At 63.7% G+C, this 13,196-nt stretch carries 9 protein-coding genes and 2 pseudogenes; 2 read left to right on the top strand and 9 right to left on the bottom strand.

Going from position 1 to position 13,196, the window contains the following annotated elements:
• Window positions 1-42: 42 nt before the first annotated feature.
• Complete coding sequence (locus RS901_RS27310; RefSeq protein WP_316157257.1) at window positions 43-447, bottom strand: VOC family protein; 405 nt, start codon at window positions 445-447, stop codon at window positions 43-45.
• Between the two features lie 89 nt (window positions 448-536).
• Here RS901_RS27310 and RS901_RS27315 point away from each other — a divergent pair, with 89 nt between their 5' ends.
• Entirely contained in the window at window positions 537-1,115 is a 579-nt protein-coding gene (locus tag RS901_RS27315; protein WP_316157258.1) for an NnrU family protein, read from the top strand.
• A 45-nt stretch (window positions 1,116-1,160) separates the two neighbouring features.
• Here RS901_RS27315 and fdhE read toward each other — a convergent pair whose 3' ends face one another.
• Genes fdhE through fdnG form a run of 4 tightly spaced genes read right to left on the bottom strand, consistent with a single transcriptional unit; the run spans window position 1,161 to window position 6,685 of the window.
• On the bottom strand, window positions 1,161-2,024 hold the full coding sequence (gene fdhE, locus RS901_RS27320) for a formate dehydrogenase accessory protein FdhE (protein WP_316157259.1): 864 nt from the start codon (window positions 2,022-2,024) through the stop codon (window positions 1,161-1,163).
• A complete protein-coding gene (locus RS901_RS27325; RefSeq protein WP_316157260.1) occupies window positions 2,021-2,695 on the bottom strand; it encodes a formate dehydrogenase subunit gamma in 675 nt (224 codons plus the stop codon). Before RS901_RS27325 ends, fdhE begins: the two co-directional genes overlap by 4 nt.
• 13 nt (window positions 2,696-2,708) lie before the next feature.
• A complete protein-coding gene (gene fdxH, locus RS901_RS27330) occupies window positions 2,709-3,599 on the bottom strand; it encodes a formate dehydrogenase subunit beta (RefSeq protein ID WP_316157261.1) in 891 nt (296 codons plus the stop codon).
• Window positions 3,596-6,685, bottom strand: coding sequence for a formate dehydrogenase-N subunit alpha (gene fdnG, locus RS901_RS27335; RefSeq protein WP_316157262.1), 3,090 nt, complete (start codon window positions 6,683-6,685; stop codon window positions 3,596-3,598). Before fdnG ends, fdxH begins: the two co-directional genes overlap by 4 nt.
• Window positions 6,686-7,473: 788 nt before the next feature.
• Here fdnG and RS901_RS27340 point away from each other — a divergent pair.
• Window positions 7,474-7,797: a hypothetical protein gene (locus tag RS901_RS27340; protein WP_018313653.1), complete on the top strand. Its 324-nt coding sequence runs from the start codon at window positions 7,474-7,476 to the stop codon at window positions 7,795-7,797.
• Between the two features lie 155 nt (window positions 7,798-7,952).
• Here RS901_RS27340 and RS901_RS27345 read toward each other — a convergent pair.
• The 4 genes and pseudogenes from RS901_RS27345 to RS901_RS27360 all read right to left on the bottom strand — a co-directional run.
• A pseudogene (locus RS901_RS27345) lies at window positions 7,953-8,858 on the bottom strand (MFS transporter); the annotation flags it as partial.
• 26 nt (window positions 8,859-8,884) lie between these two features.
• The gene (locus RS901_RS27350) at window positions 8,885-10,114 is read right to left on the bottom strand and encodes an ISAzo13 family transposase (protein ID WP_316149395.1); all 1,230 of its coding nucleotides are present in this window, start codon (window positions 10,112-10,114) and stop codon (window positions 8,885-8,887) included.
• A gap of 43 nt (window positions 10,115-10,157) precedes the next feature.
• A pseudogene (locus RS901_RS27355) lies at window positions 10,158-10,850 on the bottom strand (MFS transporter); the annotation flags it as partial.
• A 501-nt stretch (window positions 10,851-11,351) separates the two neighbouring features.
• Window positions 11,352-12,512: an IS30 family transposase gene (locus RS901_RS27360; protein WP_316153661.1), complete on the bottom strand. Its 1,161-nt coding sequence runs from the start codon at window positions 12,510-12,512 to the stop codon at window positions 11,352-11,354.
• Window positions 12,513-13,196 lie beyond the last annotated feature (684 nt).

Genomic DNA, 13,196 nt, shown 5'->3' on the forward strand with positions numbered 1-13,196 from the left:
GTCAACCACATGGATTGCTTCAGATGGGGACGGCCGATGGACTCACCTGATCGGTTGCCCGATGGCAAGGAGGTTGCCCTCGCTGTCTCTGAACCAGGCACCTTTCTCGCCTATGCCACCCTTGGACGGGTAGTTCCCCTGGACCTCGGCGATCCCATTGATGGTCCTGAGGCCGGGAAGATCGTATTCTTCGAACACGACTCCCAGGTGCCGCAGCTCGCTGACGGTTGCCTGGATGTCATCGACCTCCCAGGCCATTTGTGTGTAACTGCCAGAGGCCGAGCCAGCCGACTCGAAAAGTACGAAGTAGCTGTTGCCGCACTTGTAGCGCAGGCCGCCGGGCCGTTCCTCGACTGGCTCAAGCCCGAGCTTGCTCGAGTAGAAGGATCTCGCTCGTGCGAGGTCTTGCGCAGGAATCCTGGCCGCGACGTCACTGTTCTGAAGCATGGGGAAACCCTCCGGAATAAGGCTGGACCGCTGCAACGCAATATGTCTAGCATAGGTGTGCGGCGGGCGCTAAAGAAAGGGGTAGCAGCATGACGGTACTGGTTTTGGGATTGCTTATTTTTCTGGGTGCGCACTCGGTACGCATGGTTGCTGACCCATGGCGCACCGCGCAGATTGCCAGGCTCGGCCCCGGTCGCTGGAAAGGCTTGTACACCCTGGTTTCGATAGCCGGCCTGGCGCTGGTTGTCTGGGGCTACGGCCTGGCCAGCGCGCATCCTGTGGTGGTCTGGACCCCGCCGGTGTGGGGGCGGTACGTTGCCGCATTACTCACGATCCCGGCCTTCGTGCTGATTGCGGCGGCATATGTGCCTCGCAACCGCATCAAGGCTGCGCTTGGTCATCCGATGCTGGCAGGCGTGCAGGCCTGGGCCCTGGGGCACCTGCTTGCCAACGGAACACTCGCCGCAGTGGTGCTGTTTGGCGCGTTCCTGGCGTGGGCGGTGGCGGACTTCGTGTCAGCGCGCGGGCGGGACCGGGAAGCGGGAACCAGCTACCCGACCGGGACACCTGCGCGCGATGCGATGGTGGTGGTCGTCGGGCTGGCAGGCTGGGCGCTGTTCGGATTCGTGCTTCATGAATGGATGACCGGCGTGCGGGCGTTCGGGTAAGCGAAAGAATCTGGCGGTTAGCACATGGATATGTCGGGCAGCGCCTCAGCCCGGCAGCGCGAAGGGATTGAATCCGGTGCGTTGATAGCCTTCCGCCGTTACCGCATCGTCCAGGGCCAGCGTGGCAAGGTCATCGGCCACGGCCTCGGCCTGCGGGTCGCGTTCCAGTGAGATCACCTTCCGGTAGCCGTGGCACACGCCGCAGCTTTCGGCGCGCACCGTGGCTTCGGCGGTGTCGAAGCTGAGGTAGTCAAGCTCCGAGGCGGCGCCGCAGTTGGTGCATTTCGCCCGCACCATGTGCCACTGGCTCTCGCAGAGCGCGCAATGAAGATAGCGCATGCCCTGGCGGTCGCCGATCAGGATCAGGCTTGCCACGGGGGCAGTGCCGCAGACCGGGCAGGACGCGTGCTCGGCCGGGCCGCTGTCGGGCACGGGCGCCGCCCGTGCGGCGCTGGCACATTGCAGCGAGAGCGCGGCCCAGAGGAAGGGCGCGATTGCCGCCGGCACCGCATCAAAACGGCCCTCGGTCAGCGCCTGGGCGGCGCCAAGGCGCGCATCCGCGGGGAGGGCGCGCAGTGCCGCAAGATGCGGGGCGACCGGGGCGGGAATATCGTGCGCGAGCCGCTCGATCAGCCGATCAAGCAGGGCGCCCCAATGCCCCTCCTGCGGGATGGCCCTGGCGTCTGCCGGGCCGGACCCACCGGCCTCGGGCACAAGCGACGCCTGTACCTCGGCCACGCGGGCGGCCAGGCGCAGGTAATCGGCAAGATCGTGCCCGTCGGCCAGCGCGCGCAGGCGCGCGGCGCGGCGGCTGTAAAGACCGGCAAGGTCTGGCTGGATCAGGGGCGTGAAATGGCGGGAGGCCTCGTCCGATGGCAGTGTTCCCGGCATGATCTGATGCTGGTTCATGCTTTGTGTCCCTTCGCTGCCACGGCTTTCGACTGATTCGACTCTTTCGCCTTCAACTCGCCATACCAGCGGTCATGGTGCTGCCTGGCCCAGGCGTGCGAGACGTAGCCCGTCACCATGCCCGTGATCGAGCCGCGGACCCAGATGGCCAGATAGATGTGGCCCACGATCAGCAGGATCAGGCCGATCCCCGCGACGGAATGGGCCAGGATCGCCAGGCGGAGCACGGGAATCGGAAAATATTCGGCAAAATAGGCGCGCCACATGATCAACCCGGAGATCAGCAGGGCCAGGATCGACGCCATGATGAGCCAGAACAGCACCTTCTGGCCGGCGTTGTACTTGCCGATCTGCAGCGGTTCGCCGCCATGCTGGTTCAGGAGCACTTCCCTGGCGCGGCGGAACCAGATCGCGTCGGTGCGCGCGGGCATGTTGTAGCCAACGAAACGCCAGAACATATAGCAAAGCCCCGCGAAAACCGCTATGCCCAGGAACGGGTGGAGCAGCCGCGCCATCTGCGGCGTGCCAAGGAAGCCGCTCAGCCAGCTCACCGTCGGAAAGAACCACGAGATTCCCGAAACCGCCGCGAGGAAGAAGCAGAGCACGATCGCCCAGTGGCACAGCCGCTCGGCGAATTTCGTGCGCAGGATCCTGTCGTTGTTGGTCGCCATTTCCGGTCTCCGCTTATGCCGCGCCGTCAGCCGGGGCGTCGTGATCGTCTGTTTCGGTGGTGTTGGGGCCGACCGCCATGAAATGCGCCGCCATGCCCACCACCGCCGCCGCGCCGACGAAGCCGGCGACGGGTTTCAGGCCGTCCTTCCAGCCCGAGACCACCGAGCTGATCCCCGGGTCCTTCGGCAAGCCCGCGTAACGCTTCGGGTCGTCGGCATGTTGCAGCACATACATCACGTGGGTGCCGCCGACCCCCGCCGGGTCATACAGGCCGGCCTTGGCATAGCCGCGCTCGTTCAACTCGGCCACGCGCTCGGCGGCGAGGGATTGCATCTCTGCCTTCGAGCCGAAGGCGATGGCGCCGGTCGGGCAGGTCTTGACGCAGGCAGGCTCCTGCCCGACCGAGACGCGGTCCGAGCACAGCGTGCACTTGTAGGCCTTGTTGTCCAGCTTGGAAATGCGCGGCACGTCGAAAGGGCAGCCCGCGACGCAATAGCCGCAGCCGATGCACAGGTCGGACTGGAAATCGACGATGCCGTTTGCATACTGTACGATGGCGCCGGGCGCCGGGCAGGCTTTCAGGCAGCCGGGATCCTCGCAATGCATGCAGCCGTCCTTGCGGATCAGCCATTCCAGCTTGCCCGCCTGGTCCTCATGCTCGGTGAAGCGCATCAGGGTCCAGGTGTTGGGCGACAGGTCGCGTGGATTGTCGTAGACGCCGACATTCTCCTGCACGTCGCCGCGCAGGTCGTTCCATTCATTGCAGGCGACCTGGCACGCCTTGCAGCCGATGCAGATCGACACGTCGATCAGCTTGGCCACTTCCATCTGATGGTCGCGGATGCGCGGGGCGGGTGTCAGCTCCGACGAGGCCGAGCGACGGATGATGTTCTGCGAGTTCATGCCTGGGCTCCCGCCACTTTTTCAATGTTTACGAGGAATGCCTTGAATTCCGGCGTTTGCGAATTGGCGTCGCCGACACCCGGCGCAAGCGTGTTGGCGAGATAGCCCTTGCGGGTCGCCCCCTCGAAGCCCCAATGGCAGGGGATGCCGATCTGATCGACCGTCTGCCCGGCCACCTGGAGCGTGCGCATGCGCTTGGTCACCACGGCCTTGGCAGTGATATGGCCGCGCTTGGTCGTGATCTTCACCGTGTCGCCATGGGCGATGCCTTTGTGCGCGGCCAGCTTTTCGCCGATCTCGACGAATTGCTCGGGCTGGAGCATGGCGTTCAGGTGCGAGTGCTTGGTCCAGTGGCGGAACAGTTCGGTGATGGAATAGGTCGTGGCGACATAGGGGAACTCGGTGCGGTTGCCCATCCGCTGTGCATCGTTCTGGAAGATGCGGGCGGTCGGGTTGTGCGTGACCTTGTCGTGCAGGGGGTTCTTCGCGATCGGGCTTTCGACCGGCTCGTAATGCTCGGGGAAGGGGCCGTCGATCATGCCGCCGACTGAGAACAGGCGTCCAACGCCTTCGGGCAGCATGATGAAGGGGCCGACGGGCGTGCCGGGCGCCGCAGTGAGCGGAAAATCGGGCACGTCCGCGCCCACCCATTTCTCGCCGTTCCAATGCAGGATCTGGCGGTTGGGATCCCAGGGGTTCCCCATCTCGTCCATCGAGGCGCGGTTGTAGAGGATGCGGCGGTTCGCAGGCCAGGACCAGGCCCAGCCGGGCGTGTTCCCCAGGCCGGTGTCGGTGTTGTCGCGCCTGGCCATCTGGTTGCCCGCCTCGGTCCAGGAGCCGGTGAAGATCCAGCAGTAGCTCGAGGTCGTGCCGTCGTCGCGCAGTTGCGCGAACGAATCCAGCAACTGGCCCTTGCGCAGGATCTTCTTCCCGGTCTCGTCGAACACGTCGGCCAACGCGTAGCCGTTGGCTTCCTTGGCCATTTCTTCGGGATGGGGGCTGTAGGGATCGTGATAGGTCGCCTCGTCCCAGGTCATGTGCAGCACCTGTTCCGGGCAGGCGCCGCCTTCCTTCTCGTAAAGCCGCCGCAGCTCCATCATGATGCCGCCGAGGATGGCCGGATCATGCCGTGCCTCGCCCGGCGGCTGCTGGCCCGCGTAGTGCCATTGCAGCCAACGGCCGGAGTTCACGACCGTCCCGTCTTCCTCGGCAAAGCAGCTCGACGGCAGCCGGAAGACTTCGGTCATGATCTCTTCGGTCTTGACGTCGTTGAACTTGCCTTCGTTGCGCCAGAAGTTGGAGGTCTCGGTCACCAGCGGGTCGATGACCACGAGGAACTTGAGTTTCGACAGCGCGGCCGAGGTCTTGTTCTTGTCAGGCATCGCCGCCAGCGGGTTGAACCCCTGGACGACATAGCCGTTGACCTTGCCTTGGTACATCAGGTCGAAATAGGCTAGCATGTCGTAGCTGCGGTCCCACTTTGGCAGCAGCTCAAAGGCCCAGTTGTTTTCCGCCGTGGCATGCTTGCCGAACAGGTTCTTCTGCAATGAGACGAAGAACTTGGGCAGGTTCTTCCAGTAGTTCACCTGATCGGGCAGCACGGCTTTGGGCGTGGCATCGGCCAGGTATTGCTTCAGGGTCTGCTGCCTGTCGGTGGGCAGGTCCATGTAGCCTGGCAGCCGCACCGACAGCAGGCCAAGGTCGGTATAGCCCTGGATGTTGGAATGCCCGCGCAGCGCATTCACGCCGCCGCCGGACATGCCGACATTGCCCAGCAGCAGCTGGATCATCGCGGCGCCGCGGATGATCTGCGCGCCGCCGGTGTGGTGCGTCCAGCCGAGCGCGTAAAGCCAGGTCAGCGTCTTGTCCTTGGCCGAGCACGAGCCGACGATCTCGGCGATCTGCAGGAAGTCGGCCCGCTTGACGCCGGTGATCTCCTCGACCTTCTCGGGCGTGTAGCGTGACACGTGCTGCTTCAGCAGGCTCAGCACGCAGCGCGGATGGCGCATCGAGGGATCGCGTTTCGCGTTCCCGGCTGCGTCGAGCTCATAGTTCCAGGAGGATTTGTCGTAGACGAGCTTCTGCGGATCGAAGCCCGAGAACAGCCCTTCGTCGAAGCCGAAATCCTCGCGCACGATCAGCGACGCGTTGGTGTAGGCGCGCACATAGTCGTGCTGGATCTTGTCATGCTGCAGAAGCCAGTTGACCATGCCCATCAGGAAGGCCGTATCCGACCCCGCCCGGATCGGCGAGAAGATATCGGCAACCGAGGCGGTGCGGTTGAAGCGCGGATCGATGACGATGACCTTGGCCTTGTTCCTGATCTTGGCCTCGATCACCCATTTGAAGCCGACCGGATGCGCCTCGGCCGGGTTGCCGCCCATGACGATGACGACATTGGCGTTCTTGATGTCCACCCAGTGGTTGGTCATCGCGCCGCGGCCGAAGGACGGCCCCAGCGCCGAAACCGTTGGCCCGTGGCACAGGCGCGCCTGGCAGTCCAGCGCCAGCATGCCGAGCGAGCGGGCAAACTTGAAGTCGAGAACCCCGGTTTCATTGGACGCCGCCGATGAGGCGAGCATGCCCGAACTCAGCCAGCGGTTCACCAGCTGGCCCTTCTCGTTGCGCGCGATGAAATTCTTGTCGCGGTCGTCTTTCAGCAGGCGGGCGATGCGCCTGGTCGCATCGTCCCAGCTGATGCGCACCCACTCCTTCGACCCTGGCGCGCGGTATTCCGGATACTGCAACCGGTTTTTCGAATGGACGATGTCCAGCAGCCCCGCGCCCTTGGGGCAGAGCGAACCACGGCTGACCGGGTGATCGGGATCCCCCTCGATGTGGAAGATGCGGGGCTTCGCATTCCTGGCGCCGTCACCCAGCGAATACATCAGGAGGCCGCACCCGACCGAGCAATAGGTGCAGTTGTTGCGAGTCTCTTTCGCACGCAGCAGCTTGTAGGGGCGCACGCCGGCAGGCGCCTGCGCCCAGGCTGTACCCAGGCCCAGGGCCGAGGCCGAGACGGCAACAGATCCAAGGCCAAGTATCTTGAGGAACTGCCGACGTCCGATATTGGTGGTGTAAGTCATCGTGGTCTCATCGTCATTTCTTCTTCCGCCCATCCCTGCTGCCAGGGGTGGGGGCGATCGCATTCGAGACCCGTAGCTTCATTTGGGCGCACGTATCCCCGGGGCGCCCGGATCACGATCGATCACGGAGATGCCCCGTCCGGTACGTCCCTGAGGCGCACGCGCAAGAGGATGACCAACCACAAATGACGTCGCGTCGCCGGTCACGACGCGACGTCATCCGTGCCGGTTTCCCGCGCGCACGGCTCCACGAGCGGGGAAATGCCGCTCAGGTTCGAATGCAGACAAAGTTGGATAAGCGATGAGAATGAGCCCGAAACGCCCTGCGGATTGCCCTGCAGATGCGCGGCCCCACCGGGGCACGACGTCGGGACGGGTATCGCTCGCTGAGGAGCGTAGCACGACCAGCCCATTACTCCAAATAGGGGAAAATCCCGTTCGGCGCGGGCAGCTTATGCCCCAGGGGGTCTTGCCATCCGAGTCATCGGCAGTCTTGCTGCCGTGATCACAGGCATGAGAGTCGGCGCAACCGCATCGTCTGCCAAGTCAGGCCAAATGGCTGGCCGGGTTCCAGTGCGCTTGCCCATTCGCGCTGCGGCGCAGCAGTGCCACCACGTGGCCGTCCTGTGCCGGCAGCGATTCCCGTCACGCTTGACTTCCGTGCCGGGCGTTTCTACCAATGACATTGAACAGAACGGTAATTGGCCTGCGCCGCTGGCATCCGGCCTGCGCTGTGGGATTGAATGACCTTTACACTCCACAGGCTGGCAACGGCCAAAGGAGTGATCATGCAAGAGCAGACCTTTCGCGCCCTGCTGTACCGCTACTTTTTCTTCAGCTGGCTGTACCGGGACGCCAGCCAGGGCAACCGCGCTGAACGAGCCCTCGCCTGGCATTTCAACAAGGCGCGCGCGCATTGGCTGCTAACGTACATGCGGCGCTGGCTCTGGTGCGGTGTCTGCTGCTATGGGCTGGGTAGCGTGGTGGAACTTGTGCTGTCCGCGCCCGCGCTGTCCGCGCTCTTCTACGTGCCCGGCGCGCTCTGCGTACCGGTCAATGTTGTCATCGTGGTGCTCTGGATCGGCCTGAAGACGCTGCCCGGGCCGCTGTAGGCGGCGACCGGCTGCTCCTGCGCCTGGACTGGCATCCGGCTGCGACGCCAGGAATGGCGCCAGCGGCACGACATCCCCCGGCTTCTTGACCCATCTGCCTTCGTCGCGGGGAGGGCGCCGACAGGCAACGGACGCGTCCGGCGACACGAGCCATATCACCTGCGGGGTCGGATGGTCGCCACCGCGAGACCCGCTCCGGCGAACGCGCACACGGCGGACACCAGCGCAACGGCGCGCAGCGCGTCGGTGATAGCTTCGGCTTCCGCCAGCGCCACGGGTGTCTGAGTCGGCAAATGGGCGTCGCCCGCTGCCGCCCCGGCTTGCGCGCCCGGCTCCAGCAACTGCCCGGTCCGGCGTGCGTCCCTGGGAACGTCCAGTTCATCAAGCCGCGCCGACAGCGCCGCTTGGTGCGACCACACGAACACGATGCCGAGCACCGCAATTGCCAGCAGGCTCGCCACACGTGCAACCGCATTGTTGATGCCGGATGCAACGCCTGCGTGGTCAGCCGGCACCGAGCCCATCACAATCGTCGTGAGTGGCGCGACGGTGATCGTCATGCCAAGCCCGAGCACGATGAGCGCAGGGAAGAATCCGGCCCAATAGCTGGCGCGCACGAACGGCAACGCCAGCATCAGGAACCCGATTCCGGCGACACCCGGGCCAGCGCTCAACAGGATGCGCGAACCGAAGCGGCTCGTCAGGCCGCCGGTGAGGCGCGACAACAAGCCGATGATGACCGGCACCGGCAGCAGCGCCGCGCCCGCTTCGGTTGCGGTGTAGGCATGTGCGCGGATCAGCGTGAACGGCAGGAAGAACAGCGCGCCGCTCAGGCCGAAGTAGAGCAGCAGTGTGACGAGGTTGGCGCCGGTGAAATCGCGTGAGCGGAACACGTCGAGCGGCATCATGGGGTGACGGCTGTTCGCTTCGATCATCACGAATGCGACCAGCACGAACGCGCCGGCGCCGATCGCGCACAGGACAAGCGGATCTGCGAAACCGCGCGCAGACGCCTCGGTCAGACCATAGGTGAGGGCAGCGAGCCCCGCTGCGACGCTAAGGATCCTAGCAAAAATAACTTGAACAATTACGTCTTGCGACGAGATGTTCGAGGTTTGATGCGGTAGTTCCACTCGCCATGAAATTCGTCGCGCTCAATGGCCACGGCAGCGAGTTCGGCGTCGCTGACCTTGATACCTGCGTCGTACATGTTCTCGTCCAGTTCCGCACGCACTTTCAGCCCTTCAGCGGTACTCACGCTGCCGATGAGGTTCACTACCACCTGACGCGTCAACAGCGGTCGGCCGCGCCAGTTGTTCGTGATATGGCAGAACAGGCGATGCTCGATCTTGTTCCACTTGCTCGTACCCGGCGGAAAGTGGCACACCTGCACAGCGAAACCGAGTTCGTCGGCCAGTCGCTGCAACTGCACCCGCCACAGCCGCACACGATACCCGTTGCTGCCACCGCAGTCGGCGGTGACCAGCAGTCGCCTGGCTTTCGGATACAACGGACGGCCCATCTCCAGCCACCAGCGACGGATGCTTTGAACCGCGAACTCGGCGGTGTCGTGGTTGATGCCCACGCTGACCCAGCCCTCGTTGGCCGTCACATCATAGACGCCATACGGGGCAACCTTGCCCAGTTCATCGTCGATGAAATCGTGCACACGCGCCTGCTCGGGTTGGCCCTTGGGCTGCCATTCGCGGCCAGCGTTCTTGAAATCGCCGATCAGCTCCTTCTTTTTCGTGTCCACCGAGATGACCGGCTGACGCTGGCGCTGATACTGCGCCACCTTGTCGGCGATGTAGTGGAACTGCGCGTCGCGGTCGGGGTGCTGCGCGCCTTCGCGTGTCTTGCGCACCGATTGCAAGCTGTAGCCCGTCTGCGTCAGCAGATCGCAGATCGTGCGCTGACTCACGCGATGCCCCAGCCGGTTGAGCTCTTCGGCCAGACGGGTGGTGCTCTTGCACGTCCATCGTAGTGCTGACATCGGGTCACCCCGGCTGGTCGGCTCCACCAGTGCATCCAGGTGCTCCAACAACCTCGCATCGAGCTCAGTTAGCCTCTTGCGCCCGCCTCCCGGGGCACGAATGCGCTTGGCCGTCATGTCCCGCGTCGCTCCACCGGCCGCTTCGAGTTCGGCCAGTCCCGCATAGATCGTGGTGCGCGAGATGCCTATCGCTTTGGCCACCAGACTCACGCCCCCACGCCCCAGGCTGCGCGCTTCGGCGGCGGCCCATAGGCGCAACGTCGCCTCATCAAGGCGCGCCTGCAGGGCCCGAAACTTCGCTTCGACTGCCTCGCTGATATCCATGTGCGCATCGTATAGACGCGAGGACAACTGTTCAAGTTATTTTTGCTAGGGTCCTAAGCGCGCCGGGCCAGTCCAACCGTTGAGGCGCATCGAGCTTGTGGCTGTTCGGCACCGACAAAATCGCGAGCGCGATCGTCATCGCAGCAAGCGGGACGTTGAGGAAGAATATCGCGCGCCACGACAACACGTCGACGAGCCAGCCGCCCGCCACCGGCGCCGCCGCGGACGTGATCGCCCCGACGGCCGCCCAGGTGCCGATTGCCCGTCCGCGCGCTTCGCCTTCGTACACTGCGCCGATGATCGCGAGACTACTGGGTACGAAGAGTGCTGCACCAATGCCCTGCACTGCGCGCGCGGCGATCAGCGAATTCGCGTGCGGCGCGAACCCGCAAGCGGCCGACGCCAGCGTGAAGACCCCGATGCCCGCAATGAACACCGTGCGGCGGCCGAGCTTGTCGCCCATCGATCCGCCCACCAGCACGAGGGACCCGAGAAAGAGCAGGTAGGCGTTAACGATCCACTGCATTGCCGCGACGCTCGCGCCGAGTTCGCTCTGAATGGCGGGTAGCGCGACATTGACGACGGAGCCGTCGATGAACGCCATGCTTGAGCCGAGGATCGTCGCGGCGAGTGCCAGACGCTTGCGCCGGCACGGGCGGTCGACCGCGGTGGGCTGCGAGCGGATGACGAGTTCGTCGCACGGGCTTGCTTGTGCAGCGACGACGTGCGCGGTCATTTGGTCGCTATCGAGAAGATCCGGGTTGGCCAAGTTCGCTCCCGTGCCGGTCGATGGTGACTAGCATAGTAGCGGGAGCGCGGGACCGCGGATACGGTTGGTCGGGTGCGCGCGAGCGCGATGCGCTACTTGTTCCGCGGAAGCGAGGCGAGCGGGCGGGCGGTCGCGGCGCCCATCAGTTGCGCGGTCCGCCTCATCTGGCGCATGGAACCAGGCGTGATCGCTGCCATCGATCTGCGCCAGTTCGCCCCGGGCATGCTGTTTGACGCCGGCTTCCGGGTGTCCTGGAAGCTGCGCCCACCCAAAACTCATTAGCAACGCAACCGGCGGGAATGTACATGATTCGGCACAGGCGAAATCTTGATGTCGTGCCCGCTCGCGCAGCGTCTCGCAGGCCAGCATTCGGCCGAAGTCGGCGTAGCTGTCGCGAATCAGGCCCGCACGCGGGATTCCAGGTCGGGCGGTAACGAGGCTTACGACTGTCTCTGATCGACTGTGGATTCAACCGGTCGATGCAACAGCTTGATGGAATCGTTCAGCCGGTGTATCGAAGTTTAGTGTCTTGCGCGGGCGTTCGTTGAGCCGCCTGGCGATGGCGTTGAGCTTGGCTTGCGAATAGGCTGAGAGATCGGTGCCTTTCGGCAAGTACTGTCTCAAGAGGCCATTCGTGTTCTCGTTGGAACCGCGTTGCCACGGATGCTGGGGATCGCAGAAGTAGACCTGGATGTCCGTGGCGACGGTGAAACGCTTGTGACCAGCCATCTCCGTGCCACGATCCCAAGTCAGCGACTTGTACAGCTCCTGCGGCAGCTTGCCAGCGTGCTTGATCAGGGCGTTGACTACAGCCTCGGAGTCCTTGCTGGCAATCTTCACCAGCATCACGAACCGGGTCTGGCGCTCGACGAGTGTCGCAATCTGGCTGTTGGCGCTGCCGAACAGCAAATCGCCTTCCCAGTGCCCGGGTATCGCACGATCCTCTGCCGTGGCAGGGCGTTCACTGATCGATACGGCATCTCGGATGTTCGTACGGTCGTCGGTCTTCAGTGTGTGTTGGCGCGATCTACGCATGGCTCGAGAACGCCGTAGGTGTTCCAGCAACTCTCTTTTAAGCGCACCACGGGCCTGGATGTAGAGGCTCCGATAGATTGTCTCGTGCGACACCTGATAGTCCTTGTTGACCGCATACACGTGCTTAAGCCAACCCGCAATCTGCTCTGGCGACCACTGCATTCGAAGCTTGCTTGCCACCACCTGGGCGAGTGTCTGATTCCTGACGAGCTTACATGCCTTTGGGCGCCGTGCGCGCTCCCAGGCGAGCTGGTCAGCCTGGTTCGCCAGATAGCCCTGTCTGCCACCATTTCGCCGGACCTCGCGGCTGACAGTAGAAGGAGCACGCCCTAGCCGGGCTGCTACGGATCGGATGGAGTGGCCAGCGACTACTGCGCGCGAAATCTCCTCTCGTTCGGCGAGCGTCAAGGCCAGCCTAGAGCGATGTCGTTGCGCTGGCTGTATCCCGCCGGTCCTCGCGAGAACCCCTTGTATCGATGAGTGGTAGCGATCGAACAGTCGGGCAATCTGCGCAAGCGTGTCACCTTTGCGCCACCGTTCCCACATCAGTGCCTTTTGAGTCTCGGAGTAGTAGATCCGCCGTCTTTGTTTCATTTGCAGCACCCCTCAGGCTCGCAAAGCCTTTAGTGTGTTGCATCGACCGGTTGAATCCGCAACCCGTTACCGCCGTTCGGCATGACTACGGCGAGCGACCGCTCCGGTCCGATAAGGGATCTTGGTTTCCCGGAATTTTGCGAAGAACCTTTTCTTGCCAATCTGCGAGTTAAGCGCTCGAACCGTGGGTGGAGAATGGCCCGAGTCTATCTGCTGCGGAGACTCGGGGGGGCAGCCAAACATTGCGCTACTCGGGGGATCGCTGTCGCCAATGCCGAAATCCGCCTAGTCACTTCCTGGTCTCCGTTTTGTTTGGCGAAGAACTCGGTGTTGGAGGCTGGGCAACAAGTGAGGTCCGGAGCACCGGACCAGGTGTCATTACTAGCGTCTTGTCTGGAGCAGGCGCTTGGGCGGCCTGACCGTTGTCGTAACCGGTCGAGCAAGCTTCCAGGTAGCCGGGCGGGAATTTCTGTTCCGGCGTTGCCGCCGGCTCGCTATATGCGACAGCGCAGAATGTAAGTGCGCCAATGGCAAGAACATGTCGCCAAATTGTGCGCAGAAGGGGATCAGGATTCATCAGCGGCTCCGTATCGGTGGCGGCAGACTGCGAGTCACCTAGCCCGACTCTCGCGGAAACTATTGCACTCGTTGCCTTGTTGACCGGGAATGACTGAGTTGGGTAGC

This window comes from Cupriavidus sp. BIC8F (genome assembly GCF_032465815.1).
Classification (GTDB): domain Bacteria; phylum Pseudomonadota; class Gammaproteobacteria; order Burkholderiales; family Burkholderiaceae; genus Cupriavidus; species Cupriavidus necator.

Bases quoted from the DNA above. Each gene is read 5' to 3' on its own strand.
- RS901_RS27325 (WP_316157260.1), bottom strand. From the start codon at position 2,695: ATGGCGACCAACAACGACAGGATCCTGCGCACGAAATTCGCCGAGCGG.
- RS901_RS27360 (WP_316153661.1), bottom strand. From the start codon at position 12,512: ATGAAACAAAGACGGCGGATCTACTACTCCGAGACTCAAAAGGCACTG.
- RS901_RS27340 (WP_018313653.1), top strand. From the start codon at position 7,474: ATGCAAGAGCAGACCTTTCGCGCCCTGCTGTACCGCTACTTTTTCTTC.
- fdxH (WP_316157261.1), bottom strand. From the start codon at position 3,599: ATGAACTCGCAGAACATCATCCGTCGCTCGGCCTCGTCGGAGCTGACA.
- RS901_RS27315 (WP_316157258.1), top strand. From the start codon at position 537: ATGACGGTACTGGTTTTGGGATTGCTTATTTTTCTGGGTGCGCACTCG.
- RS901_RS27350 (WP_316149395.1), bottom strand. From the start codon at position 10,114: ATGGATATCAGCGAGGCAGTCGAAGCGAAGTTTCGGGCCCTGCAGGCG.
- fdnG (WP_316157262.1), bottom strand. From the start codon at position 6,685: ATGACTTACACCACCAATATCGGACGTCGGCAGTTCCTCAAGATACTT.
- RS901_RS27310 (WP_316157257.1), bottom strand. From the start codon at position 447: ATGCTTCAGAACAGTGACGTCGCGGCCAGGATTCCTGCGCAAGACCTC.
- fdhE (WP_316157259.1), bottom strand. From the start codon at position 2,024: ATGAACCAGCATCAGATCATGCCGGGAACACTGCCATCGGACGAGGCC.